The organism is Nocardioides luteus, from assembly GCF_014648595.1.
Lineage (GTDB): Bacteria > Actinomycetota > Actinomycetes > Propionibacteriales > Nocardioidaceae > Nocardioides > Nocardioides luteus.
Map to the genome: position 1 here is coordinate 123,003 of NZ_BMRK01000009.1, position 23,571 is coordinate 146,573.

Genomic DNA, 23,571 nt, shown 5'->3' on the forward strand with positions numbered 1-23,571 from the left:
GAGCCGGGCCGTTTCAGGTGCCGATGATCAGGCGAAGGCCTTCTCGGCCAGCGAGGTGAAGAAGCCGAGCCCGTCGGTGCCGGAGCCGGTGAGCCTCTCGACGGCGTGCTCGGGGTGGGGCATCAGGCCGACGACGTTGCCGGCCTCGTTGGTGATGCCGGCGATGTCGTTGATCGAGCCGTTGGGGTTGACGTCGACGTAGCGTGCGACGATGCGGCCCTCGCCCTCGAGGCGCTTGACGGTCTCGTCGTCGGCGACGTACTGCCCCTCGCCGTTCTTCAGCGGGACGACGATCTCCTGGTCCTTCCTGAACGCGGAGGTCCAGGCGGTCGAGGCGTTCTCGATGCGCAGCTTCTGGTCGCGGCAGATGAACTTGAGGTGGTCGTTGCGCAGCAGGCCGCCGGGGAGCAGGTGAGACTCCACCAGCATCTGGAAGCCGTTGCAGATGCCGAGGACCGGGAGACCCTTCTGGGCACCCTCGATGACCTCGGTCATGATCGGTGCGAACCGCGAGATGGCACCGCAGCGCAGGTAGTCGCCGTAGGAGAAGCCGCCCGGCAGGATCACCGCGTCGACACCCTGCAGGTCGTGGTCGCCGTGCCAGAGCGCGACGGCCTCGTTGCCCCCGACGCGCACGGCGCGCTGGGCGTCGACGTCGTCGAGCGTGCCCGGGAAGGTGATGACGCCGATCTTCACTTGGCCATCTCCTCGGCGGGCTCCTCGACGCGCACGACGTAGTTCTCGATCACCGTGTTGGCCAGGAAGGTCTCGGCCAGCTTGTCGATCTGGGCGAGCGCCTCGTCGGTGACCTCGGGGATCTCCAGCTCGAACCGCTTGCCCTGACGGACCTCGGTGACCCCGGTGAACCCGAGCCGCGGCAGGGCGCCGAGGACGGCCTTCCCCTGCGGGTCGAGAATCTCGGGCTTGGGCATGACGTCGACGACAACGCGAGGCATGGCTGCAGTCTAGGTCGGGCGAGCGCCCCGGACCTAAACCGTTCGCGCCTGGTCATCGCCGTCTTTACGATCGCTCCTCGTGCGCTCACTGCTGATCGACATCACGCCGCTGCGTACGTCGCCGGCGTTCCGTCGCTTCTTCATCGGGCGCGCAGTCTCCGGGATCGGTGGGCAGCTCACGGTCCTGGCAGTGATGTACCAGGTCTGGGAGGCGACCCACAGCCCGCTGTGGTCCGGCAGCGTCGCGATCGCCGAGCTCGTCCCGATGCTCGTCGTCGGCCTCTGGGGCGGCTCGATCGCGGACCGCGCCGACCGCCGCTCGATCCTGCTGGCGACCAACGTGACCCAGCTGGTGCTGGCGCTGCTGTTGATGACGCAGGCTCTCTGGCTGGGCACCTCGGCGTCCTCTCTCGGTCCCGTGCTCGTGCTGGTCGCCCTGATGGCCGCCACCGGCGCGGTCGCCACCCCGGCGAGCCTGGGCCTGATCCCGCGCCTGCTCCCCGCCGACCAGGTCGCCGCCGGCCTCGCCCTCAACCGGCTCGGATTCCAGGGGGCGGTGCTCCTCGGCCCGGCGCTGGGCGGGCTGGTCATCGGCTATGCCGGCCTGGAGATCGCGTACGCACTCGACGCCGCCTCCTTCGCTGCCGGGTTCCTCGGCGTCGTCGGTCTCCCCGCGCTCGCCCCCGTGACCCGCACCGGCGGCGGTGGTGTCCTCGACGGGCTGCGGTTCGCGGCCACCCAGCCCGTCGTACGCGGCGTGCTGCTCGTCGATCTGGCAGCCACCGTCCTGGCGATGCCGGTGAGCCTGTTCCCGCTGGTCAACGAGGAGAGGTTCGGTGGCGACCCGCGTACGCTCGGGCTCTTCCTGACCGCCATCGCGGTCGGCGGTGTCGCCGCCTCGCTCGTCTCGGGCTCGTTCACCCGGCGCAGCCGCCCCGGCGTGATCACGATCGGGGCCGCCGCCGTGTGGGGGCTCGCTCTCGGCCTCGTCGGTGTGGTCACCTCGCCCTGGCTCTGCCTCGCACTGCTCGCGGTCGCCGGCGCGGCCGACTCGGTCAGCGTCGTCACCCGCGGCACCCTGGTCCAGCTCGCTGTCCCCGACGACCTTCGCGGCCGCACCGCGGCGATCGAGATGATCGTCGGTGCCGGCGGCCCGGAGGTCGGCAACCTCCGCGGTGGCGCGGTCGCCCAGCTCACCTCCGGCTCGTTCGCCCTGGTCAGCGGGGGCATCGCCTGCCTCCTCGCCCTCGCCGCCATCGGTGCGACCTCGCGCCCGATGCTCACCTTCCGCACTCGCTGAGGGTGCCTCGCGGGCCGGGGTCCGCCGCCACCGACTGATCGCCGGCCGGCATCGTCCTGACCGAGATGACCATCATGTGAGACAGCTGGAGGTCCTTGACGGGCACTTTGTGGACTTGTCGGGTGTTTCAGTGCCCGTCAAGTCCAGGGATACCCGGTCGACCGGGTATCCCTGGACCCGAAGATCGCCAGCACCTGCCGGCGTACGAACCGAGCTACTTCAGCTCGCGCTTGAGGATCTTGCCGGTCGCGGTCATCGGGAGGGCCTCGACGATCTCGACGATGCGCGGGTACTTGTAAGCAGCCATCTGCTCCTTCGACCAAGCGACGATCTCCTCCGGGGTGGCGGAGGCGCCGGGCTTGAGGACGAGGACTGCCTTGACCTCCTCGCCGTGGGAGTCGTGCGGGACGCCGATGACGGCGGCGAGCGAGACGGCCGGGTGGGTGAGCAGCACCTCTTCGATCTCGCGCGGGTAGACGTTGAAACCGCCGCGGATGATGAGCTCCTTGGCGCGGTCGACGATGTAGTACCAGCCGTCCTCGTCGCGCTTGGCGAGGTCACCGGAGCGGAACCAGCCGTCCTCGGTGAGCACCTCGGCGGTGGCCTCGGGGCGGTTGTAGTAGCCCTTGAAGACGTTGTTGCCCTTGATCGCGATCTCGCCGATCGCGTCGGGGGTCCACTCGACCTCGTCCCAGGAGGCGGGGTCGACGAGCTTCATCTCGACGCCGGGGATCGGTACGCCGATCGAGCCCGGGCGCACCGGCTGGCCGAAGACGGAGAACGACGCCACCGGCGAGGTCTCGGAGAGGCCGTAGCCCTCGAGGATGGTCACCCCGAAGCGCTTCTCGAACTCCTTGTGGATCTCGACCGGGAGGGCCGAGCCACCGGCGACGGCGACGCGCAGGTTCTTGGCGAGCGTGGTCACGTCGATGTCGTCGGAGAGGGCGCCGAGCAGGCCCCAGTACATCGTCGGGACGCCCGCGAAGAAGGTGACGCCCTCCTTGAGCATGGTCGCCAGCGCGGCCGAGGCGTCGAAGCGGGGCAGCAGCACGATGGTGCCGCCGTAGGCGATCGCGCCGTTCTGCACGACGGTCTGACCGAAGGCGTGGAAGAGCGGGAGGACGGCGAGGTAGGTGTCGACCGTGTCCTCCGAGGCACCGAAGAGGTCGCCGCCGGAGAGCGCGTTGTCGCGCATGTTGCGGTGGCGCAGCTCGGCGCCCTTGGGCCGCCCGGTGGTGCCGGAGGTGTAGAGGATGACCGCGGTGTCGTCCTCGTCGGTGGCCACCGTGTCGAAGGTGGGCGGCTGGGTGCCGATGCCCTGGCCGAGCGTGGTCACGCCCTCGATCGGCGATGCGGCGGTGGGGTCGGCGGTGATCAGGAAGAGGTTCTCGACCCCGGCCTCCTGCGCGCCCGCATGCGCCTCGGCGCCGATGGCGAGCTCCGGCGTGCCCTCGAAGGCGAAGAGGGCCTTCGCGCCGGAGTCCTGCAGGTGGTAGGCCACCTCGCGGCTCTTCAGCAGCACGTTGAGCGGCACGACGGTCGCCCCGGCCTTGAGGATGCCGAAGTAGACCATCGTGAAGTACGGCAGGTTCGGGCTCATCAGAGCGACCCGGTCGCCTGCGCCGATGCCCTTGCTCGCCAGCAGGCTCGCGACCTGGTTGGCGGCGCCGTTGACCTGGGCGTAGCTCAGCCGGATGTCGCCGAGGACGATCGCGGTGCGCTCCGGGTTCTTCGTCGCGGTGTCTTCGAGCAGCGACGCAAGGTTGTACGTGGACACATGGCCTCCAGTGGTGTGCGTGTTACGCATCACAACCTACCCGCGCGTAGCCCGGCGACGAACACGGTCTCGCCGCCGAGCACCACACACCCCTCAGAAGCGGTGGCCGGTCAGCCTCTCGTACGCCTCGACGTACCTCGCCCGGGTGCGCTCGACGATCTCCGCAGGCAGGTCGGGCGGCGGGTCGCCGGCGGCCCGGTCCCAGCCGGCCTCGGGCGAGAGCAGCCAGCGGCGGATGACGTCCTTGTCGAAGCTCGGGATGGCGGTGCCGGGGTGCCACTGGTTCGCGTCCCAGTAGCGAGAGGAGTCGGGGGTGAGCACCTCGTCGGCGAGCACGATCGTGCGGATGCCGAGGTCGTCCTGGCGCACACCGAACTCGAACTTGGTGTCGGCCAGGATGAGGCCGCGGCCCCGCGCGATCTCGTCGGCACGCTGGTAGACGTCCAGGGTCAGCCGGCGCAGCGCGGCGGCGTCGTCCTCGCCGATCAGCCTGGAGACGTACTCGTAGGTGACGTTCTCGTCGTGGTCGCCGAGCTCGGCCTTCGTGGCCGGGGTGAAGATCGGCGGGGTGAGGCGGGAGCCGTCGACCAGGCCGTCGGGAAGCCGGATGCCGCAGACCTCGCCGGTCGACTCGTACTCGCGCAGTCCGGACCCGGTCAGGTAGCCGCGGGCGACGCACTCGACGGGCAGCATGTGGAGCTTCTGGGCGACCACCGCGCGGCCGGCCACCGACTCGGGGACGTCGGTGGAGAGGACGTGGGTCGGGACCAGGTCCTCGAACTGCTCGAACCACCACAGCGACAGCTTCGTGAGGATCTCGCCCTTGTCCGGGATGACCGTGTCGAAGACGTGGTCGAAGGCCGAGATGCGGTCGCTGGCAACCATCAGGAGCTGGCCCGCGTAGGGACCCTCCTCGAGCTCGTAGAGGTCGCGCACCTTGCCCGAGTGGAGGTGCTTCGCGCCCGGGATCGCCGGCGCCGGCGGGATGTTGAGTTCAGCCACGGGATCAGCCTAAGAGATCCACGTTCGGATCCGTTTCTCGCCTGAACTCCGGTAACACGTCGTTCGTAGGACTGTTCGCCCTATCGGAACGACCGGATAGACCTACGAACAGCGTGTTACATCTCCGCCCGCTGTGGCATCGTTCGAGCCATGGCCGAGACTGCAGATGAGATCTACGCCCGCGTCCAGGCCGAGGGCGACCTACCCGCGCCGAGCGTGACCGAGTGGGACATCTTCCCCTGGGTCGTACGTGACGGGGCGATCGCGCCGAAGCCGCTCGCCCCGCCCGCCCCCGAGGAGCCGCGGATCGGCGAGGACGGGGTCGACTGCAAGCTGTGCGGCGAGGATCTGCCCGGCGTGATCTGGCGCGACGAGAGCTGGCGGGTGAAGCACCTGAAGCAGTCGGGTCTCCCGCTGGTGCTCTCGCTCGAGCCGGTGGAGCACTACGACCTCCCCGACCTCGACGAACACCAGGCCGCGGAGCTCGGCATCCTCACCGTGCGACTCGCACGGATCATCGAGAGCCTGCCCAACATCGGCCGCTGTCACTCGATGCGCATCGGCGACGGCGCCGAGCACCTGCACATGTGGTTCCTGGCCCGCACGGCCGGCCTGCCCTCGGTGCGCGGCAGCTTCTCGCCCGACTGGGACGACATCCTGCCGCCCGGACCCGAGGAGATCTGGCGCGCCGACCTCGCCGAGGTCGCCCGCAAGCTGGCCACCCACGGCGGCGAGGCGCTGGTCTGATGGGGCCGGTGAGCCCTCCCGACGCGGCCGACGTACGCCGCCTGCTCGACATCATCGAGCAGGAGATCGTCCCGCGGACCCGTGCCGGGGTGGCCACCGGCAACAAGATCTTCGGCGCCGCGATCGTGCGGCGCTCGGACCTGTCGGTGGTGGTGGCCGAGACCAACAACGAGATCGAGAACCCGCTGTGGCACGGCGAGATCTATGCCATCAAGCGGTTCTTCGAGCTGCAGGCCGAGGAGCGACCCGCGCCCGCCGACTGCCTGCTGCTGGCCACCCACGAGCCGTGCTCGCTGTGCCTGTCCGGCATCGCCTGGTCGGGGTTCCCGGCCTTCGCCTACCTCTTCAGCCACCAGGACTCCGCCGACTCCTTCGCGATCCCGCACGACCTGGCGATCCTGCGCGCGGTCTACGCGGTGCCCGACCCCGACCGGGACGCTCCGGCCGCGGACCGGGACCTCTACAACCGCGTCAACGACTACTTCGCCAGCACTGCCCTGACCCCGCTCGCCGACGCCGAGCAGCTCGCCCGGATCAGCCGCACCTACGACGAGCTCTCCGCGGCCTACCAGGAGCACAAGGGCGGCGGCGCGATCGCGCACCCCTGACCGGACCCACCCCGCTCAGTGGGCGCTGCGCCAGCGCAGCAGCCCGGCGGTCGCGGAGAGCAGCGCGACGACCGCGCCGTAGCCGTAGGTCGTCGCCGCGAGGCCGATCTGCGGCGTCAGCAGCCCGGCGACGACGGCCGGGATGCCGAAGGCCAGGTAGGAGATCACGAAGATCACCGCGAAGACCTCCGCCCGCTCGTGGGCCGGCAGGAGCGGGGTGATGGTGCGCAGGATGCCGAAGAACGCCGTGCCGAAGCCGGTGCCGGCGACGACCACCGCGATCAGGTACGCAGCCACCGACCCGCTCGCGAGCGCGAGCAGGCTGAGCACCGTGCCGCCGGCCAGCGCCGCCGTGCCGTAGAGCGTCGTCGCCCGCGCAGTGCGGCCCCGGAAGAGATAGACGGCGATCGCGCCGGCACCCGAGAGTGCACCGATCACCAGCCCCTGGAGGACGTGGCTGGTGGCGCCGAGCTCGTTGCGTACGATCGCCGCGCCGAGCGAGAGGAAGAGCCCGCCGGTGGCCCAGCCGGCGAAGATCGCCGGTGCGCTGAGCGCGAGCAGACCACGGATCGCGGGCGGTACGGCGACCCGCGGGCGGAGCGAGGCGAGCAGCCCTTCGTGGCGCGGGGCAGTCTCCGGCACGAGCCAGACCGCCGCCGCGATGACGAGCGACAGCACGACGAGGGCGTCGAAGACGACGAGCCGCGCGTCCGCGAGGGCCTCCAGGACGACCCCGGCGACGACGGCACCGACCGCGAGTCCTGCCGTCGGCGCGATGGCGTTGACCATCGCCGCCGAGCCGGGCCGTGAGGGCCGCTCGAAGTCGGTCACGGTGGCCGAGAGGGTCGAGAGCAGCAGTCCGCTCGCCAGCCCCTGCAGGATCCGCGCCTCGAAGAGGACCGCAGCACTGTCGGCGCCACGGAAGAGCGCGAAGCCGGCCGCCAGGAGCACGAACCCGACGGTCACCACCGGGCGCCGACCGACATGGTCGGAGATCGAGCCGACCACGAGCAGGGTGGCCAGCAGCGCGACCGCGTAGACCGCGAAGACGGCCGTCATCACCCAGGGCGCGAGCCCCAGATCCACCTGCAGGCCGGGATAGAAGGGCGAGGGGGCGCTGGCCCCCGCCATCATCACCACGACCGCCCCGAGCGCCAGCCCGGCGCCGAGCCGCCGTCCCGCGAGGACGCCTGTCGTCGCCCCGCTCACTACCTCTGTCGACATCATCACTCCCTTCAATGGTTCGAAGATTTTCAAACCATCGAAGGAGCGTACGTGCCTTCTCTCGACTGTGCAACTATTATCGAACCATGAGTTCTTCCCCGGACCTTCCACATCCTGAGCGGTCGGAGATCTCACTGACCGGTGTGCTCTTCGCGCTCAGCGACCCCGAGCGCCTGGCGATCGCCCGCCAGCTGGTCGACGGACCTCTCGACATGGCGGAGTGCCACCTGAGCAACCCGAACGTGCCGAAGTCGACGAAGTCCCACCTGATGAAGGTGCTGCGTACGTCCGGGGTGGTGCGCAACGAGGCCAACGGTCGCGCCCGGCGACTCTCGCTGCGCCGCGAGGACCTCGACGCGAAGTTCCCGGGTCTGCTCGACGCCGTGCTCTCCGCCGAGACGTAGCCGCGAGCCTAGCGACGCCGCCAGGGCGCCGGACGGCCGTGCAGGAACCACTCCATGTTGCGGGTGATCCACGGCAACCCGAAGTAGGTCATGAACGGGAGCGTCACGGCCATCACGCCGAGCACCTTCAGCGGCAGGGCCCACCCCTCGACCAGCGGCCCGAGCGCCCAGTTCGCGAGCAGACTCACCGGGAAGAACATCAGGAAGATCGTGATCGTCTGCTTCCACCGCGGCGGCGCGGTCGCGACGCCGGAGACCTGCTCGACGTCGTAGGTGGAGGGCGGGTCGAACCAGCCCTCGATCCCGGTACGCCGCTCGACGGTGGTCTCCTCGACGAACGGCTCGCCCGCGCCCAGCCACCAGCCGCGCTGACGGCTGTTGTCCCAGCGACCCAGCGTCTCGTGGGAGTCGAAGCGGTAGAGCAGGTGCCACTGGTCGGACTCCGGCGCCGGCCGCACCCAGCCCGCACCCAGGAAGCCCGGGAACTCGCTGGCCAACCGGATCCCGGCCTGCATCCAGGCGACCATCTCGTCGCGACGCTCGACGGAGACTCGACGAGCGATGGTCACGGTTACCGGATCTGACATGCCGCCATCGTCGCAGTCACCACCCTCGCGTCCCCAGCCCTCGCATAGGTTGGCGGTATGTCTGTGGTGAAGATCAATGCCATCCGCGTCCCCGAGGGCGCGGGCCCGGAGCTCGAGAAGCGGTTCGCGGCGCGGGCCGGCACCGTCGAGAAGTCGCCGGGGTTCCTCGGCTTCCAGCTGCTGCGCCCGGTCGCCGGCGACGACCGCTACTTCGTGGTGACGCAGTGGGACTCGGAGGAGTCCTTCGCGGCCTGGCGCGACGGTGACGCCCGTGCCGCCCACGCGACCCCGCCGGGCGAGGAGCCGCGCAAGCCGGTCGCCACCGGGGCCGACCTGCTGGAGTTCGAGGTCGCGCTGGACGTCAAGCCTTCGTAGCCGATCAGGCCGGCGTGACGTCGGAGACGCCGGGGATGCTCACGCCTCCCCGGCGCACCAGCGCCTGCTCGCCCTTCTGCACGACCTTGTAGAACGGCTCGCTCCGCCCGCGCAGCACCGGCGTGGCGCCGAGCAGCGACAACCGGCCGTGGGCGAGGCGGCTGGCGGTGCGTACCGCCCGCCATCTCGCCTCGTCCGCGTCCGACCACGGGATGCGGTAGCGCTCCCGGACCAGCGGCGGAAGGCTGCCTTGGACGACGGTGCGCAGCGTCGCCGAGGTCGCCGAGCCACCGGGCAGGTAGTAGCCGGCGGTGCCGGCGATGTGGCGCCCGACCAGCCGCGCCTCCTCGACCAGGTGCGGCTCGTCGGAGGCGAGCCAGGCGTCGAAGCGACGCCGGAAGTCGGGGTACGAAGCGGGCGCCGCCGACGCCGGCATCCCGAACAGACCGGCCCAGGTCACGAACCCCTCGAAGAGCTCCTCGCGCTCGTCCGGCCGGAGCGGGCGGACCAGCGCGTCGTACATGAACTCGACCGCGTCCAGCGCGAACGCCGCCGTCCACCACATCAGGCCGGGGTCGGCCGCCGAGTAGTGCGCCCCCACCGGATGGGCCGGGCCGCCGTCGACCTCCATGGTGCCCTCGACCGGCACGTGGCGGCGTGCGGTGAACGCGAGCGCACGGTCGGCCTCTTCCTTGGCGCCGAGGAAGACCGTCTCCATCAGCCGCGCGGTCAGCGCCAGCCGGGTGTAGGGCGTCGCCCGGTGGGCGGTGTGTTGCGCGGTGCCGACGAAGAGCCGGGGATGCAGACCGCCGATCACCAGCGCCCGCTGCCCCCAGGTCAGCCCGACGGCCCGCTGCCGCATCGCACGGACCACCATCGAATCAGCAGCGAAATACCCCGGCATACCGACAGTCTCCCGTCGGCCGTCGCCCCTGTCGAGACCGTCGTCCCACCGAAGGCCGAGCCGGTCGAAACCCACCCCCACCGGAGGTCGAGCCTGTCGAGACCCCTGTCCCCCGGAGGTCGAGCCTGTCGAGACCCGCGATCACAGCGCCGGTACGACGCACTCCCTGGTCAGCGGCGCGAACTCGGCCCCGTCAGCGATCTCGCCGGGACTCGCCCAGCGCAGCTCCGCGATCTCGGCGGCCGCGTCCGGGGCGACCTCGCCCGCCCACGTGAAGACCGTCGAGCGCAGCAGATGACCCGGCTCGTTGGCCGCATCACCCTCGAACTCACCGAGCAGCGCGAGCTCCTCGACCCGGAGACGTACGCCGAGCTCCTCCGCCACCTCACGGACGGCCGCCTCCGCGGCCGACTCCCCCGGCTCCAGCTTCCCGCCGGGGAGCATGAACTTGGAGGTGCCGTTCTTGCGGACGGTCAGCAGTCGCCCCTCCGCGTCACGGAAGACGACGGCCGCCACGGTGATGACGGGGTCGACGACCGGGCCGGAGACAGAGCCGGCGACGGTGCTCAGAGGATCTCCCCGGGCGCGTAGGCGGCGGCCTCGGGGTGGCGGGCGGTGACGGCCTCGACCCGGCGTACGACCTCCTGGACCTGCGCCACCGCGGCTCCGGTGAACTCGATCGGCTCGGCGACGAGCGACTGGATCTGCTCCTCGGTCAGCCCGAGGCGGGAGTCGGCGCCGAGCTTGGCGAAGACGTCGTTCTCGGCCTGCCCCTTGCGCATCGACAGCGCGGTGCCGACCGCGGCCTCCTTGATCGCCTCGTGGGCCTCCTCGCGGCCGACGCCGTTGCGGACGGCGGCCATCAGGACCTTGGTGGTGGCCAGGAACGGCAGGTAGCGGTCGAGCTCGCGCTGGATGACGGCCGGGAACGCGCCGAACTCGTCGAGCACGGTCAGGAAGGTCTGGAAGAGACCGTCGGCGGCGAAGAAGGCGTCCGGGAGCGCGACCCGGCGCACGACCGAGTCGGAGACGTCGCCCTCGTTCCACTGGTCACCGGCGAGCTCGGAGATCATCGAGAGGTAGCCCCGCAGCACGACCGAGAGGCCGTTGACCCGCTCGGTGGAGCGCGAGTTCATCTTGTGAGGCATCGCGCTCGAGCCGACCTGGCCCTCCTTGAAGCCCTCGGTGACCAGCTCGTTGCCGGCCATCAGCCGGATCGTCGTGGACAGGTTGGAGGGGCCGGAGACCAGCTGGACCAGCGCCGAGACCGCGTCGAAGTCGAGGGAGCGCGGGTAGACCTGGCCGACGCTGGTGAAGACGTTCTCGAAGCCGAGGTGGGACGCGACCCGCTCCTCGAGGGCGGCCAGCTTGCTCTCGTCGCCGTCGAGCAGGTCGAGCATGTCCTGGGCGGTGCCCATCGGGCCCTTGATCCCGCGCAGCGGGTAGCGGGCGATGAGCTCCTCGACCCGCTGCAGCGCGACCAGCATCTCGTCGACGACGGTCGCGAACCGCTTGCCGAGGGTCGTCGCCTGGGCGGCGACGTTGTGGGAGCGGCCGGCCATCACGGTGGCTTCATGCTCGGTCGCGAGGCGGGCCAGGCGGGCCAGCGTCGCGACGGCGCGGTCTCGGATCACCTTCAGGCTGGAGAGGACCTGGAGCTGCTCGACGTTCTCGGTGAGGTCGCGCGAGGTCATCCCCTTGTGGATGTGCTCGTGGCCGGCCAGCGCGGCGAACTCCTCGATCCGCGCCTTCACGTCGTGGCGGGTCACCCGCTCACGCGCCGCGATCGAGTCGAGGTCGACGTCGTCGACGACCTTCTCGTACGCCTCCACGACCCCGTCGGGGACGTCGATGCCGAGATCCCTCTGAGCCTTGAGCACCGCGATCCAGAGCTGACGCTCCAGCACGATCTTGTGCTCGGGACTCCAGATCCCGGCGAGGTCGGCAGCGGCATAGCGGTTGGCGAGAACGTTGGGCACCACAGTCACGGCCGACATTCTCCCATGCCCCGGCCCCCACCCCGTTAACGTGACCGTATGGCCCTGCGAATCCTCGCCAGCCGGCCCGACCCGGCGATCTACACCCTGCCCTGGTCCCTCCCGCTGGAGGAGTGGCCGGACGACGTCGTGGTGCCGCTGACCCGCGGGCTGAGCCGCCACGTCGTCCGCATCGTGCGGGTGCGCGGCAACGTCTACGCGGTCAAGGAGACCCAGGCCGACATCGCCCGGCGCGAATACAACATGCTGCGCGAACTGCAGCGCCTCGGCCTGCCGACGGTGGTCCCCAAGTGTGTCGTCACCGGCCGCAAGGACCACGACGGCGAGGAGCTCGGCGCCGCGCTGATGACCGACCACCTCACCTACTCGCTCCCCTACCGCGCCCTCTTCGAGCGGGGGCTGGCCGCCGACCGGCTCCCCAGCCTCATCGACGCGCTCGTCGTCCTGCTCGTCCGGCTCCACCTGGCCGGCTTCTACTGGGGCGACGTATCCCTCTCGAACGTCCTCTTCGTGCGCGACGCCGCCGGCTTCGCCGCCTTCCTGGTCGACGCCGAGACCGGTGAGCTCAAGCAGGAGCTCTCCGACCGACTGCGGGAGTACGACCTCGACGTCGCCTACCAGAACATCTACGGCGAGCTGCTCGACCTGCAGGCGAGCGAGTCGCTGCCGGAGGCCTTCCCGATCGACGCGATCGTCGAACGGCTGCAGGACCGCTACGACGCGCTGTGGCGCGAGCTCACCGAGGAGCAGGTCTTCTCGGCCGAGGAGATGTGGCACATCGAGCAGCGGATCGAGCGCCTCCACGACCTCGGCTTCGACGTCGAGGAGCTCGACATCACCACCAGCGAGGACGGCGACACCGTCGCCCTCCGGCCGCGGGTGGTCGAGCTCGGCCACCACCGCCGCGAGCTGCGCAACCTCACCGGCCTCGACGTCCAGGACGCCCAGGCGCGGCGGATCCTCAACGACATCGCCGCCTACCGCGCCACCCGCGAGCTCGGCGACCTGCCGATCGAGGTCGCCGCGAGCCGCTGGCGCCGAGAGATCTACGAGCCCATCGTGGCCATGCGCCCGCCCGGCGCCGCAGCCAAGCTCACCCCGGCGCAGATGTTCCACGAGATCCTCGAGCACCGCTGGGTGCTCTCCCAGTTCGCCGGCGAGTGGGTCAAGCTCATCAACGCGGCCGAGTCCTACTACGAGGACGTCATCGCGCACCGGCCCGACGAGGCGGTCACGCCACCGCCGGAAGAGTGACCGCAGGGTCGTGAACCTCAGAGTGACCCATGGACCACGCTCGGGTTCACAACCCGAACGCGCATAAGGTGGGCGCGTGAAGATCCTCGTCGTCGGCACCGGTGGTCGTGAGCACGCGCTCGCGCTGAAGCTCTCCCAGGAAGGGAACGAGGTGTACGCCGCGCCCGGGAACCCGGGCATCGCGGAGTTCGCCACGCTGCGGGAGGTCGACATCATGTCCGGTCCCGCGGTGGCCGCGCTCGCCGAGGAGCTGGGTGCGGACCTGGTCGTCGTCGGCCCCGAGGCGCCGCTCGTCGCGGGTGTCGCCGACGCCGTCCGAGAAGCCGGGATCGCGGTCTTCGGGCCGTCCGGTGCGGCCGCGCGGCTCGAGGGGTCCAAGGCGTTCTCCAAGGACGTGATGTCCGCCGCCGGCGTGCCGACCGCCGGATCGCGGGTGGCGACCACGCCCGAGGAGGCCGCCGCGGCGCTGGACGAGTTCGGGGCTCCGTACGTCGTGAAGGACGATGCGCTCGCCGCCGGCAAGGGTGTCGTCGTCACGCGTGACCGCGACGAGGCGCTGGCGCACGCCGCGGCCTGCGAGCGCGTCGTCATCGAGGAGTTCCTCGACGGCCCCGAGGTATCCCTGTTCGCCATCTGCGACGGGTCGCGCGCCTACGCGCTGCAGCCCGCCCAGGACTTCAAGCGGATCTTCGACGGCGGCAAGGGCGGCAACACCGGCGGGATGGGCGCTTACTCACCGCTGCCGTGGGCGCAGCCCGACCTCGCCGAGGTCGTGCTGGCGACCGTGGTCGAGCCGACCCTGGCCGAGATGGAGAAGCGAGGCGCTCCGTTCGTCGGGTGCCTCTACGTCGGGCTCTCGCTCACGGCGAAGGGGCCGAAGGTGATCGAGTTCAACTGCCGCTTCGGCGACCCCGACTCCCAGCCCGTGCTCGCGCTCCTGGAGTCCTCGCTCGGCGACCTGTTGCTCGCGGCGGCCACCGGCGCACTGGACACGGTCGAGGCGCCGACCTTCTCCGACGGTGCCTCGGTCACGGTCGTGCTGGCCTCGGCCGGCTACCCCGAGTCCTCCTCGAAGGGCGACCTCATCACCGGCGTCGGCAACGCCAACTCCGTCAACGACGTCGACGTCATCCACGCCGGCACCGCGATCGTCGACGCCTCCACCCCCGAGGAGCCGGGTCACCGCCACCTCGTCACTGCCGGCGGCCGCGTGCTGGCCGTCCGGGCGAAGGGCTACGACATCGACGACGCGCGCTCGCGGGCGTACGCCGCCGCCGACCTGATCTCGTTCGACGGTCTCCAGCGTCGTTCCGACATCGCGGCCGAACCTCTCGGTGTCGTCGAGGGCGCCTCGCTGCTTTGAGCGAGGCGTAGCCTGCCGGACATGACCTGGGTCGTGTTCGGCGTCGCCGTCGTCGCCGTGCTCGGACTGATGATCGCGGCAGGAACCAGGCTCCTCCGCTCGTCGCGACGCGGCGTCTCCTCCGGTATCGGCGACGGCCTCGGTAGCTTCATCGACGTCTTCGACCCCGGCAACGCCCGCGCCGCGCGGGAGCTGAAGGAGCAGGACAACATCGGCCACGTGGTCCCCTCACCTGACGGCGATCGTCCCCGCGAGGTGGACCTGCGCGCCGGACGGATCACCATCCGACGCCCGACGAGCTGACCTCACGCCGCGAGCGGCACGCCCAGCGCACGCAGGTCTCGCCCCACCCGCTCCGGCTCGTCGCGGAGCTCACGGGCTGTGCAGCGGACGATGATCCGATCGGGGGCGGTGAGTGCCCGCTGCCGCGCCAGGTCGTCCTCCCAGTGCTCGATCTCCATGTGGAACCCACCATCGACCTCCAGCACGAGGATTCGGCCGCTGGGAAGCCGCCACTCGCAGTCGGTGTAGCGGACCCGCCCGTCGGCATCGCGGCGCTTCACCTGGCGCGTCGGTCTGGCCAGCCCGAGGTCGCGGCACATCCGCCGAACATCCATCTCCGCAAGCGACTGAGCACCTCCCTCGATGTCTTCGACAGCCCGTCGCAACGTCGCGGCGCGCCTCAGCGGCGCCAGTCGATCCAGCCACTCCAGCAGGCGCTGCGGGCTGGTGAGCTGTTGCTGGACCGCGGCTGCGAGCACGCCCTGAGCCGACCGCTCCGACCGGTCGGAGGCGGCGAAGAGCAGCACCGCCGGCTCGACGCGGCATCGTGGCGGCGAGCCGACGGATCGCAACCGTCGCCGGCTCCGCACGAACCCGACGCCGTCGAGCGCACTCGGCCGGCCGCGCTCATACGGCACGAGGACGGTGATCTGGTCCCGATCCCAGTTCCTCAGGCCGGCGAGCGAGGCCGCGGTGAGCCCACCGGCCATCGCGCCGGGGCCGGCGTGCAGCACTGCGTTCCAGATCCGCTGCTCGTCCGTGAGCTCGCCGGTGACAGTCGCGACCACGGTCGGCGACAGCAGTTGCCAGCGCTCGGACGCGACGCGGTGCGCGATGCTCCATCTCGTCATCCCGACGGGTGATCAACCCGGCCTGCGCGGCCGCGACCGCTCGCCATCCCTGCTCCTTCATGCGAACACGAGACCTCGGGAAACGGGATGCCGCAACGCCAAAGAGGGAGGGCTGTGGAAAACGCCGAGCTGTGAAGCTGAGCGTGATCTATGGGCCACGCTCAGCTTCACAACCTCAGGTCAGCGAGTTGATGATGACCGTCTCGTCCCGCGCCGGGCCGACTCCGATGACGGACATGGGGGCGCCGGAGATCTCCTCGACGTACTTCACGTAGGCCTGGGCGTTGGCGGGCAGATCGTCGAACGACCGGGCGCCGGAGATGTCTTCCTTCCAGCCGGGCAGCATCTCGTAGATCGGCTTGGCGTGGTGGAAGTCGGACTGGTTGACGGGCATCTCGTCGTGGCGGACGCCGTCGACGTCGTAGGCCACGCAGACCGGGATCTCGTCGAGGCCGCCGAGGACGTCGAGCTTGGTGAGGACGAAGTCGGTGACGCCGTTGACGCGGGCGGCGTAGCGGGCGATGACGGCGTCGTACCAGCCGCAGCGGCGCGGGCGGCCGGTGGTGGTGCCGAACTCGTGGCCGTTGTCGCGCAGGTAGTCGCCGGAGGCGTCGAAGAGCTCGGTCGGGAACGGGCCCTCGCCCACGCGGGTGGTGTAGGCCTTCACGATCGCGACCACGCGGTCGATGCGGGTCGGCGGGATGCCGGAGCCGGTGCAGGCACCGCCCGAGGTGGCGTTGGAGGAGGTCACGAACGGGTAGGTGCCGTGGTCGACGTCGAGCAGGGTCGCCTGGCCGCCCTCGAGCAGCACGGTCTCGCCCTTGTCGAGCGCCTCGTGGAGCAGCAGGCCGGTGTCGCAGACCATCGGCGCGATGCGGTCGGCGTAGGAGAGCAGGTCCTCGACGATCGCGTCGACGGTGAAGCCGCGGCGGTTGTAGATCTTGGAGAGCACCTGGTTCTTCAGCTCGAGCGCGCCCTCGACCTTGCCGCGCAGGATCTTCTCGTCGAAGAGGTCCTGGACGCGGATGCCGACACGGTTGACCTTGTCGGCGTAGGTCGGGCCGATGCCGCGGCCGGTGGTGCCGATCTTGCGGGACCCGAGGAACCGCTCGGTGACCTTGTCGAGCTGGCGGTTGTAGTCGGCGATGACATGGGCGCTGGCGGAGAGCTTCAGCTTGGTGATGTCGACGCCGCGCTCCTCCAGACCGTTGAGCTCCTCGAAGAGGACGGCGAGGTCGACGACGACGCCGTTGCCGATCACCGGCGTCACGCCCGGGGTCAGGATGCCGCTGGGCAGCAGGTGGAGGGCGTACTTCTCGCTCGGGCCGTTCTCCTGGGGGATCACCACCGTGTGACCCGCGTTGTTGCCGCCGTTGAACTTCACGACGTAGTCGACGTGCTCACCGAGAAGGTCGGTCGCCTTGCCCTTGCCTTCGTCGCCCCACTGGGCTCCGATGATCGTGATCGCGGGCATGTGTTGCTCCTTCGCTGCGGACGGAGTCCCTCCGCCTTCCGGCGGCTGCTCGACGCACCATTCAATTAGTGTGTGTGTGCTGAATCCATCTGAAATGCAGAAAACCCCGGCAAGACCAGGGCTCTTGCGACAACACACTAGCAAGACGTACGCCTCCGGGTCACAACGAAGCGCGCCGGTGGACGTGATCCTCAGTCGATCCAGTGGCGCCGGGCGGCCTCCACACCGGCCTCGAAACGGGAGGTCGCGTTGAGCTCCTCGAGCAGCTCGGCGACCCTTCGACGGACCGTACGCAGCGAGACCCCGAGCCGCCGGGCGATCTGCTCGTCCTGGGCGCCGCTGGCCAGCTCGGCGAGCAGCAGGCGGCGTTCGGCCGACGGCTCCTCGTCGAGACCGTCGACCGGCATCGCCCGTCGCCAGAGCTCCTCGTAGTAGTTGGTGACGACCTCGACGATGCCGCGCTGGCGCACGTTGACCATCGGCTGCTGGACCGGACCGAGCGGGTCCGGGAACATCGCATGGGTGCTGCCGACCACCATCAGGTGGGTGGAGACGCGCGGCAGGATGCGGATCTCCTCGCCGATCTCGGCGCGCATCCGCAGCACGTCGGGCGAGTTCTTCCACGCCGTCGCCGGGTAGATGCCGCGGCAGCGGCGGCCTGCCTTGATGGTGGCCTCGATGACCGAGATGAACCGCATCTCCGAGGGGTGCACGGTCACCGACGGGCGCAGCCACATCATCTCCCCTGAGGTCGCCGAGACGAGCCGCTCGAAGGTCTCGGGGGTGAACTCGGTGGCGATCACCTCGCCGTCGATCGGGTGTTCCTCGCCGATCGGACCTGGGATCCGGGCGGCGGTGCCGGCGACGTAGGGCACCGACTGGGAGATCTTGAGCAGGTGGTCGTGGGCGTCCTGGGCCCTGGTCGCGGCGCGCTCCAGCATGTGGGCGACCACCGCGGGCGGGCTGAGCACGGTCAGCGTCTCGCCGACGCAGATGACGCCGCTCTCGATCAGCGGCGCGGCCTCCTGTCTCAGCTCCTCCTCGGAGGTCGAGAGCGTCGCCGCCACGACCACCAACGGCCAGCCGTTGAGCGGAAGCAGGCGGCTGTAGAGCTGTGCCGAGCCCGGGTCGAACCCGAGCGCGGTCATCAGCGTCTGCGACCGGCCGATCTCCATACCTGGCACTCTAGATGCTCAGGAAGCGCCGCTCGCCTCAGCGTCACTCCGAGCGTGGATCTCGACCCGCCCGTCGCCACCGCTCGCACGCTCGCGGTAGCGGGGCTCGCTCGATCCCTTCGGGTCGGCGGAGCGAGCAGGCTCGCCCCGCCGCCTCAGGCCTCCGGCTTGAGCAGCGGGAAGAGGATCGTCTCCCGGATCCCGGCGCCGGTGAAGAGCATGATCATCCGGTCGAGCCCGAAGCCCATGCCACCCATCGGCGGGGCGCCGTACTCCAGCGCGCGCAGGAAGTCCTCGTCGAGCTGCATCGCCTCGGGGTCGCCGCCGGCGGCCATCAGCGACTGGGCAGTGAGGATCTCGCGCTGCACGACCGGGTCGATCAGCTCGGTGAAGCCGGTGCCGCGCTCGACACCGCCGATGATCAGGTCCCAGGCGAGCACCTGGCGCGGCTCGTCGTCATTGAGCCGGGCCAGCGGCTGGGCGATGGCCGGGAAGTCGCACAGGAAGGTCGGCTGCAGCAGGTGGGGCTCGACCAGCTCGCCGCACAGCTCCATGACGACCTTGCCGGCCTCCCAGGCCGGGTCGAGCTCGACGCCGTGCTTGTCGGCGATGGCCCGCAGCGTGTCCAGGTCGGTGTCGGGGGTGACCTCGACGCCGACCGCTTCAGAGACGCCCTGGTAGACCGGGAGCCACGTCCACTCGCCGTCGAGGTCGATGACCTGCGTCTCGCCGGTCTCGCCCGTCGACACCTCGATCTGGCGCGAGCCGACCGCGTCGGCGGCGGCGAGGAAGAGGCCCTTGAGCATCTCGGCGATGGTGAACTGGTCGCCGTAGGCCTGGTAGGCCTCGACCATCGTGAACTCGGGGCTGTGGGTCGAGTCGACACCCTCGTTGCGGAAGATGCGGCCGATCTCGTAGACCTTGTCGACGCCGCCGACGACAGCCTTCTTGAGGTTGAGCTCGAGCGCGATCCGCAGCGACATCTGCTGGTCGAAGGCGTTCATGTGGGTGTTGAACGGACGCGCGTGGGCGCCGCCGTGGATGAGCTGCAGGACCGGCGTCTCGACCTCGAGGTAGCCGTCGTCCTCCAGGCGGCGGCGCACCGCCTGGGTGATCGCCGCACGGGTGCGGACCATGTCGCGCGCCTCCTGGCGCACGATCAGGTCGGCGTAGCGCTGGCGGACGCGCGCCTCCTCGGAGAGGTCCTTGTGGAGCACCGGCAGCGGGCGCAGCGCCTTGGAGGCCATCTGCCAGCTCGAGGCCATGATGGACAGCTCGCCGCGACGCGAGGAGATGACCCGGCCGGTGACGGCGACGTGGTCACCGAGGTCGACCAGGCTCTTCCACTCGGCCAGCGCCTCCTCGCCCACCTCGGCGAGCGAGAGCATCACCTGGAGGCGGGTGCCGATGCCCTCCTGCAGCGTCGCGAAGGCGAGCTTGCCGGTGTTGCGGACGAACATGACCCGGCCGGCGACGGTGACCACGTCCTGGGTCTCCTCGCCGGCCTCGAGCTCGTCCGCGTAGGCCTCGCGCACCTCGGCGAGCGTGTGGGTGCGGCCGACCTCGATGGCGTACGCCTTCTTGCCCTCGGCCAGCAGGCGCTCGCGCTTCTCGCGGCGCACCATGCTCTGCTCGTCGAAGCTGGGCTCGTCGGGGCCCGGGACAGCGGCGTCGGTGGTCTGCTCAGTCACAGGGCAAGGCTAGGCGAAATCGCTGGTCCTACGCGATTCGGTAAGTCACCCCAGAAGGGTGTCGTACGCCGTCGGGCTGCTGTCGCGGAGGAACTCGCTGCAGCGCTCCCACTCCTCGGTCTCACCGATCGCCTTGGCCTGCTCGGCGAGGAGGGCGAGGCTGGTCAGGAACCCGCGATTGGGCTCGTGCTCCCACGGCACCGGGCCGTGGCCCTTCCAGCCGTTGCGGCGGAGCATGTCGAGCGAGCGGTGGTAGCCGACGCGGGCGTAGGCGTAGATGGTCACGTCCTCGGCGCCGGACTCCTTGGCGGCGGTGGCGAGGGCGGCCCAGGCGGCGGGCGAGGCCGGGTGGTTGCGGACGACCTCGGCGGGATCGGTGCCGGCGGTCAGCTCGTCGGTCGCGGGGTCGGCGGGGAGGTGGGTCGGCGGCGGGCCGGCCATCAGGTCCTGGTGCGTCATGACCACCATTGTGCCCGTCGTCACCGACAGCTCCTCGGCGGGCAGAGCGATCCCGGGAATGTGGGTGGTCGGGTGTTGACTGTGACCATGACCCAGACGACCGGCGCCCCGACCTCGGCCACGACCGAGCATCCCTGGCGGGCGCTGTTCGCGCTGTGCATCGGCTTCTTCATGCTGCTGGTCGACATGACGATCGTGACCGTCGCGACGCCCGACATCATGGCCGAGCTCGACGCCAGCGCCAACGCCGTGCTCTGGGTGACCAGCGCCTACATGCTGACCTACGCCATCCCGGTGCTGATCATGGGCCGGCTCGGTGACCGGTTCGGCCCGAAGTGGGTCTACCTCGCCGGTCTGGCCGTCTTCACGGTCTCCTCGCTGTGGTGCGGGCTCGCCGGGAGCATCGAGTCGCTGGTGGCCGCTCGGGCCGTGCAGGGGCTCGGTGCGGCGATGATGACGCCGCAGACGATGGCGACGATCACCCGGATCTTCCCGTCCGAGCGCCGCGGCTCGGCGATGGCGCTGTGGGGCGCCACCGCCGGCATCGCGACGCTGGTCGGGCCGCTGGCCGGTGGTGCGCTGGTCGCCGCCGGCGGCTGGGAGTGGATCTTCTTCGTCAACGTGCCGATCGGCGTCGTCGCGATCGTCCTCAACTGGATCCTCGTCCCCCGGCTGGAGACCCATGCCCACGTCTTCGACTGGCTCGGGGTGGTGCTCAGCGGCGTCGGGATGTTCTGCGTCGTCTTCGGCCTGCAGAACGGCGAGCAGCGCGGGTGGGACCTTCTCACCTGGGCCCTCGTGATCGGTGGTGTCGCGATCATGGGGCTCTTCGTGTGGTGGCAGGCGCGCAACCGCAAGGAGCCGCTGGTGCCGCTGCACATCTTCACCGACCGCAACTTCTCCGTCTCCAGCCTGGCGATCTCCACGATGGGCTTCGCCGCCGTCGCCCAGGGCTTCCCCCTGATGCTCTACGCCCAGCTGGTCCGCGGCTACACCGCTCTCGAGGCCTCGCTGCTGCTGGTGCCGATGGCCGCGGTCTCCTTCGTCGCCGCGCCGTTCGTCGGCCGGCTGACCGACCGGATGCACCCGCGCCTGCTCACCGGCGCCGCGTTCTTCCTCTGCTCCGTCTCGCTCTTCTGGCTCTCGGTGCCGATGACCGTCGACTCCCCGTTGTGGCAGCTGCTGCTGCCGATGGCGGTCTTCGGGCTCGGCTCGGCGGCGGTCTGGTCACCGCTGGCCGCGACCGCCACCCGCAACGTGCCGATGCGTGTGGCCGGGGCCGGCTCCGGGGTCTACAACGCCACCCGGCTGGTCGGCTCGGTGATCGGCTCTGCCGCGGTCGCCGTGCTCATCGACCTCCGTCTCAACGCCCACGGGCTGGGCGGGTCGCTGGCGGGCGGGCACGAGAACGCGACCGGTTCCGCCATCCCGCCGGCGGTCGCCTCGAAGTTCGCCGAGTCGATGTCCGAGGTGATGCTGCTGCCGGCGGTCGCGCTGGCGGTCGGGTTCGTCGCGGTGCTCTTCTTCACGACTCCGCGCCACATGGCGAAGCCGGCGAGCCCGGCGGCTCCCGCGAGCCCGGCGGTCTAGGAGAGCGCGACCGAGAGCGGCAGCCCGCGGCACGGGATCATGTCGCGCGCGGTGGTCAGCGGGTCACCGGTGGCCAGCTGCGGGTCGGCGGAGACGACCGCCTTGCCGGCGCCGTTGACCAGCGTCGCGCCCGCCTCGCGCAGCCCGGGCAGCAACATCGTCTCCAGCGTCTCGATCAGGGTGTCCGCCCCGGCGACGCCGACCATGCGGCCGCCCGCGTAGACCGGCATCGTCGTGGTCATGACGTACTCGTCGGTGCAGACGAAGTCGACGTACGGCCCGACGAGGGTCATCTCGCCGGTGCGCTCGGGGGTGCGGTACCACGGCTGGCGGGTGTAGTCGATCGCCTCTCCTGTGGCCGGCGCATCGGCGTCGCCGAGGAACTCGCGCTCCTCCCCTTGCCACCAGGCGAGGTAGAGGCGGCGGTCGCTGAGCACGCCCGGGGTGACCACGAAGCCGCCGCCGACGAGGTTGGGGTTGCGCAGGAACGTCAGCGACCCGGGCTCGAGCCGGTCTCGCAGCGCGGCAGCGGTGACCTGGCCGGCTTCGAAGAGGGCGGTCACCTCGCTGCGTACGCGCTCGAGCTCGGTCACGATCGGCCCGAAATGCTGCTCGACCTGGGTCACGCAGTCGATCGGGGTCATCGTCTCGGTCATCGTCGCACCGCCTCATGGATCTCGGCCAAGCGTTCGAGGGAGTGAGCGATGTGCTCACGTACGCTCTCGCGTGCTCTGACAGCATCCCCCGAAGCGAGGGCATCGACAAGCTCCTGATGACGGATCGCCGTCGCCTCCCGGAAGCCCGGCTCGTTGAGCGGGATCCGGAGCAGCGCACCGAAGTCGGCCTCCTGGCGGACGACCTCGCGGGTCATCCGGGCCGACTGCGTCAGCGCGGCCACCGAGAGGTAGAGCTCGCTGTCGGCGCTGCGCCAGCGCGCCACGTCGCTGACGTTGAGCGGGATCAGCAGGTCACGCAGGTCCTCGACCTCGTCAGGGTCGGTACGCTCCGCCGCGATCTCCGCGCACCCGGCCAGCACCACCTGGTAGAAGGTCGCCCGGTCGCGCAGCTCGATCCGCGACATCGCCGCGAGCCGGTCCTCGACCAGGTCTACGCTCTTCGGAGCACGGACGAACGACCCGCCACCGCGACCACGCGACGTCACCACCAGACCTTTCGCGCGCAGCGCGACCAGTGCCTCCCGCGCCGTCACCGTCGCGACGCCGAGCATCTGGGCGAGCTCGGGCTCGCTCGGCAGCCGCTCGCCATGAGCGAGCACTCCGGAGCGGATCGCCTCGGCCAGCCGGTTCTCGACGCGTGTCGCTCGGCCCTCGTCGCCGATCGGGGCGAAGATGGCCGCACGGGCTCGTGACGTCATGACGCGCACATCCGAGACTCTAATGTATGGATCCAGATGTTTCGTCTGACAGTTGTGTTCGATTCTGTTCGAATCGGCACGGTTTTTTATGAATTTCGCCTTAACTTTCTGGATTCGCGGGCGTTTCTATGCCTAACCTGAGCGCACGGCCGAAGCAAACTTGAGTCGGTCGCCCA

Annotated in this window: 25 protein-coding genes; 9 read left to right on the forward strand and 16 right to left on the reverse strand. The window is 70.3% G+C overall.

What is annotated here, in order from left to right:
- Positions 1–27 precede the first annotated feature (27 nt).
- Positions 28–696 carry a phosphoribosylformylglycinamidine synthase subunit PurQ gene (gene purQ, locus IEY81_RS13160; protein ID WP_189118929.1) on the reverse strand — a complete coding sequence of 223 codons (669 nt, stop codon included), beginning with the start codon at positions 694–696 and terminating at the stop codon, positions 28–30.
- Positions 693–956, reverse strand: coding sequence for a phosphoribosylformylglycinamidine synthase subunit PurS (gene purS, locus IEY81_RS13165; RefSeq protein ID WP_189118930.1), 264 nt, complete (start codon positions 954–956; stop codon positions 693–695). Before purS ends, purQ begins: the two co-directional genes overlap by 4 nt.
- A 79-nt stretch (positions 957–1,035) precedes the next feature.
- On the opposite strand from purS, the gene IEY81_RS13170 reads away from it, so the two are divergent.
- Entirely contained in the window at positions 1,036–2,256 is a 1,221-nt protein-coding gene (locus IEY81_RS13170; RefSeq protein WP_189118931.1) for an MFS transporter, read from the forward strand.
- 214 nt (positions 2,257–2,470) lie between these two features.
- Here the strand turns inward: IEY81_RS13170 and IEY81_RS13175 are convergent, their stop codons facing one another.
- Together IEY81_RS13175 and IEY81_RS13180 are read right to left on the reverse strand one after the other, a co-directional pair.
- Positions 2,471–4,033: a long-chain-fatty-acid--CoA ligase gene (locus IEY81_RS13175; protein WP_189118932.1), complete on the reverse strand. Its 1,563-nt coding sequence runs from the start codon at positions 4,031–4,033 to the stop codon at positions 2,471–2,473.
- 93 nt (positions 4,034–4,126) lie between these two features.
- On the reverse strand, positions 4,127–5,035 hold the full coding sequence (locus IEY81_RS13180; protein WP_189118933.1) for a phosphoribosylaminoimidazolesuccinocarboxamide synthase: 909 nt from the start codon (positions 5,033–5,035) through the stop codon (positions 4,127–4,129).
- Positions 5,036–5,185: 150 nt separating this feature from the next.
- On the opposite strand from IEY81_RS13180, the gene IEY81_RS13185 reads away from it, so the two are divergent.
- Both IEY81_RS13185 and IEY81_RS13190 read left to right on the forward strand, forming a co-directional pair.
- On the forward strand, positions 5,186–5,782 hold the full coding sequence (locus tag IEY81_RS13185; RefSeq protein ID WP_189118934.1) for an HIT family protein: 597 nt from the start codon (positions 5,186–5,188) through the stop codon (positions 5,780–5,782).
- An 8-nt stretch (positions 5,783–5,790) separates the two neighbouring features.
- Complete coding sequence (locus IEY81_RS13190) at positions 5,791–6,390, forward strand: cytidine/deoxycytidylate deaminase family protein (RefSeq protein ID WP_229787816.1); 600 nt, start codon at positions 5,791–5,793, stop codon at positions 6,388–6,390.
- A gap of 15 nt (positions 6,391–6,405) precedes the next feature.
- Here the strand turns inward: IEY81_RS13190 and IEY81_RS13195 are convergent, their stop codons facing one another.
- Entirely contained in the window at positions 6,406–7,614 is a 1,209-nt protein-coding gene (locus IEY81_RS13195; protein WP_229787818.1) for an MFS transporter, read from the reverse strand.
- A gap of 86 nt (positions 7,615–7,700) precedes the next feature.
- Between IEY81_RS13195 and IEY81_RS13200 the strand changes: the two genes are divergently transcribed.
- On the forward strand, positions 7,701–8,018 hold the full coding sequence (locus IEY81_RS13200) for an ArsR/SmtB family transcription factor (RefSeq protein ID WP_189118937.1): 318 nt from the start codon (positions 7,701–7,703) through the stop codon (positions 8,016–8,018).
- An 8-nt stretch (positions 8,019–8,026) separates the two neighbouring features.
- Here IEY81_RS13200 and IEY81_RS13205 read toward each other — a convergent pair whose 3' ends face one another.
- A complete protein-coding gene (locus IEY81_RS13205; protein WP_189118938.1) occupies positions 8,027–8,605 on the reverse strand; it encodes a putative antibiotic biosynthesis monooxygenase in 579 nt (192 codons plus the stop codon).
- A 57-nt stretch (positions 8,606–8,662) separates the two neighbouring features.
- Between IEY81_RS13205 and IEY81_RS13210 the strand changes: the two genes are divergently transcribed.
- On the forward strand, positions 8,663–8,980 hold the full coding sequence (locus tag IEY81_RS13210) for an antibiotic biosynthesis monooxygenase family protein (protein WP_189118939.1): 318 nt from the start codon (positions 8,663–8,665) through the stop codon (positions 8,978–8,980).
- Positions 8,981–8,984: 4 nt separating this feature from the next.
- On the opposite strand, the gene IEY81_RS13215 is transcribed toward IEY81_RS13210, so the two are convergent.
- The 3 genes from IEY81_RS13215 to purB all read right to left on the reverse strand — a co-directional run bounded on the left by IEY81_RS13215 (position 8,985) and on the right by purB (position 11,866).
- Complete coding sequence (locus IEY81_RS13215; RefSeq protein ID WP_189118940.1) at positions 8,985–9,884, reverse strand: oxygenase MpaB family protein; 900 nt, start codon at positions 9,882–9,884, stop codon at positions 8,985–8,987.
- A gap of 141 nt (positions 9,885–10,025) precedes the next feature.
- On the reverse strand, positions 10,026–10,400 hold the full coding sequence (locus IEY81_RS13220) for an NUDIX hydrolase (protein WP_229787820.1): 375 nt from the start codon (positions 10,398–10,400) through the stop codon (positions 10,026–10,028).
- Positions 10,401–10,450: 50 nt separating this feature from the next.
- Complete coding sequence (purB, locus tag IEY81_RS13225; RefSeq protein WP_444544154.1) at positions 10,451–11,866, reverse strand: adenylosuccinate lyase; 1,416 nt, start codon at positions 11,864–11,866, stop codon at positions 10,451–10,453.
- 54 nt (positions 11,867–11,920) lie between these two features.
- Between purB and IEY81_RS13230 the strand changes: the two genes are divergently transcribed.
- The 3 genes from IEY81_RS13230 to IEY81_RS13240 all read left to right on the forward strand — a co-directional run bounded on the left by IEY81_RS13230 (position 11,921) and on the right by IEY81_RS13240 (position 14,801).
- Positions 11,921–13,135 (forward strand): DUF4032 domain-containing protein, encoded by a 1,215-nt coding sequence (locus IEY81_RS13230; RefSeq protein ID WP_189118942.1) that lies wholly within the window; start codon positions 11,921–11,923, stop codon positions 13,133–13,135.
- 76 nt (positions 13,136–13,211) lie between these two features.
- Entirely contained in the window at positions 13,212–14,498 is a 1,287-nt protein-coding gene (gene purD, locus IEY81_RS13235) for a phosphoribosylamine--glycine ligase (RefSeq protein ID WP_189118943.1), read from the forward strand.
- A gap of 21 nt (positions 14,499–14,519) precedes the next feature.
- Positions 14,520–14,801 carry a hypothetical protein gene (locus tag IEY81_RS13240; protein ID WP_189118944.1) on the forward strand — a complete coding sequence of 94 codons (282 nt, stop codon included), beginning with the start codon at positions 14,520–14,522 and terminating at the stop codon, positions 14,799–14,801.
- Positions 14,802–14,803: 2 nt separating this feature from the next.
- Here IEY81_RS13240 and IEY81_RS13245 read toward each other — a convergent pair whose 3' ends face one another.
- From IEY81_RS13245 to IEY81_RS13265, 5 genes are all read right to left on the reverse strand, one after another.
- A complete protein-coding gene (locus IEY81_RS13245) occupies positions 14,804–15,631 on the reverse strand; it encodes a putative endonuclease domain-containing protein (protein ID WP_189118945.1) in 828 nt (275 codons plus the stop codon).
- Between the two features lie 175 nt (positions 15,632–15,806).
- Complete coding sequence (locus tag IEY81_RS13250) at positions 15,807–17,105, reverse strand: adenylosuccinate synthase (protein WP_189118946.1); 1,299 nt, start codon at positions 17,103–17,105, stop codon at positions 15,807–15,809.
- A 191-nt stretch (positions 17,106–17,296) separates the two neighbouring features.
- Positions 17,297–18,280 (reverse strand): response regulator transcription factor, encoded by a 984-nt coding sequence (locus IEY81_RS13255; protein WP_189118947.1) that lies wholly within the window; start codon positions 18,278–18,280, stop codon positions 17,297–17,299.
- A gap of 155 nt (positions 18,281–18,435) precedes the next feature.
- Positions 18,436–19,905 (reverse strand): lysine--tRNA ligase, encoded by a 1,470-nt coding sequence (gene lysS / locus IEY81_RS13260; RefSeq protein WP_189118996.1) that lies wholly within the window; start codon positions 19,903–19,905, stop codon positions 18,436–18,438.
- A 111-nt stretch (positions 19,906–20,016) separates the two neighbouring features.
- On the reverse strand, positions 20,017–20,430 hold the full coding sequence (locus IEY81_RS13265) for a DUF3151 domain-containing protein (protein WP_229787822.1): 414 nt from the start codon (positions 20,428–20,430) through the stop codon (positions 20,017–20,019).
- An 87-nt stretch (positions 20,431–20,517) separates the two neighbouring features.
- On the opposite strand from IEY81_RS13265, the gene IEY81_RS13270 reads away from it, so the two are divergent.
- Positions 20,518–22,020: a DHA2 family efflux MFS transporter permease subunit gene (locus IEY81_RS13270; RefSeq protein ID WP_189118948.1), complete on the forward strand. Its 1,503-nt coding sequence runs from the start codon at positions 20,518–20,520 to the stop codon at positions 22,018–22,020.
- Here the strand turns inward: IEY81_RS13270 and IEY81_RS13275 are convergent.
- Together IEY81_RS13275 and IEY81_RS13280 are read right to left on the reverse strand one after the other, a co-directional pair.
- Positions 22,017–22,676, reverse strand: coding sequence for a cache domain-containing protein (locus IEY81_RS13275; RefSeq protein WP_189118949.1), 660 nt, complete (start codon positions 22,674–22,676; stop codon positions 22,017–22,019). The two genes, IEY81_RS13270 and IEY81_RS13275, sit on opposite strands and share 4 nt — an antisense overlap.
- Positions 22,673–23,395 carry a FadR/GntR family transcriptional regulator gene (locus IEY81_RS13280; RefSeq protein WP_189118950.1) on the reverse strand — a complete coding sequence of 241 codons (723 nt, stop codon included), beginning with the start codon at positions 23,393–23,395 and terminating at the stop codon, positions 22,673–22,675. Before IEY81_RS13280 ends, IEY81_RS13275 begins: the two co-directional genes overlap by 4 nt.
- Between the last annotated feature and the right edge of the window lie 176 nt (positions 23,396–23,571).

What these genes read in the sequence shown, in the direction of transcription:
- IEY81_RS13265 (WP_229787822.1), bottom strand. Translation starts at nt 20,430, where the DNA reads ATGACGCACCAGGACCTGATGGCCGGCCCGCCGCCGACCCACCTCCCC.
- IEY81_RS13185 (WP_189118934.1), top strand. Translation starts at nt 5,186, where the DNA reads ATGGCCGAGACTGCAGATGAGATCTACGCCCGCGTCCAGGCCGAGGGC.
- IEY81_RS13250 (WP_189118946.1), bottom strand. Translation starts at nt 17,105, where the DNA reads ATGCCCGCGATCACGATCATCGGAGCCCAGTGGGGCGACGAAGGCAAG.
- IEY81_RS13255 (WP_189118947.1), bottom strand. Translation starts at nt 18,280, where the DNA reads ATGGAGATCGGCCGGTCGCAGACGCTGATGACCGCGCTCGGGTTCGAC.
- IEY81_RS13245 (WP_189118945.1), bottom strand. Translation starts at nt 15,631, where the DNA reads ATGACGAGATGGAGCATCGCGCACCGCGTCGCGTCCGAGCGCTGGCAA.
- IEY81_RS13200 (WP_189118937.1), top strand. Translation starts at nt 7,701, where the DNA reads ATGAGTTCTTCCCCGGACCTTCCACATCCTGAGCGGTCGGAGATCTCA.
- IEY81_RS13195 (WP_229787818.1), bottom strand. Translation starts at nt 7,614, where the DNA reads ATGTCGACAGAGGTAGTGAGCGGGGCGACGACAGGCGTCCTCGCGGGA.
- IEY81_RS13240 (WP_189118944.1), top strand. Translation starts at nt 14,520, where the DNA reads ATGACCTGGGTCGTGTTCGGCGTCGCCGTCGTCGCCGTGCTCGGACTG.
- IEY81_RS13230 (WP_189118942.1), top strand. Translation starts at nt 11,921, where the DNA reads ATGGCCCTGCGAATCCTCGCCAGCCGGCCCGACCCGGCGATCTACACC.
- IEY81_RS13280 (WP_189118950.1), bottom strand. Translation starts at nt 23,395, where the DNA reads ATGACGTCACGAGCCCGTGCGGCCATCTTCGCCCCGATCGGCGACGAG.
- purS (WP_189118930.1), bottom strand. Translation starts at nt 956, where the DNA reads ATGCCTCGCGTTGTCGTCGACGTCATGCCCAAGCCCGAGATTCTCGAC.
- IEY81_RS13270 (WP_189118948.1), top strand. Translation starts at nt 20,518, where the DNA reads ATGACCCAGACGACCGGCGCCCCGACCTCGGCCACGACCGAGCATCCC.
- IEY81_RS13275 (WP_189118949.1), bottom strand. Translation starts at nt 22,676, where the DNA reads ATGACCGAGACGATGACCCCGATCGACTGCGTGACCCAGGTCGAGCAG.
- IEY81_RS13215 (WP_189118940.1), bottom strand. Translation starts at nt 9,884, where the DNA reads ATGCCGGGGTATTTCGCTGCTGATTCGATGGTGGTCCGTGCGATGCGG.
- lysS (WP_189118996.1), bottom strand. Translation starts at nt 19,905, where the DNA reads ATGGTGCGCCGCGAGAAGCGCGAGCGCCTGCTGGCCGAGGGCAAGAAG.
- IEY81_RS13210 (WP_189118939.1), top strand. Translation starts at nt 8,663, where the DNA reads ATGTCTGTGGTGAAGATCAATGCCATCCGCGTCCCCGAGGGCGCGGGC.
- IEY81_RS13205 (WP_189118938.1), bottom strand. Translation starts at nt 8,605, where the DNA reads ATGTCAGATCCGGTAACCGTGACCATCGCTCGTCGAGTCTCCGTCGAG.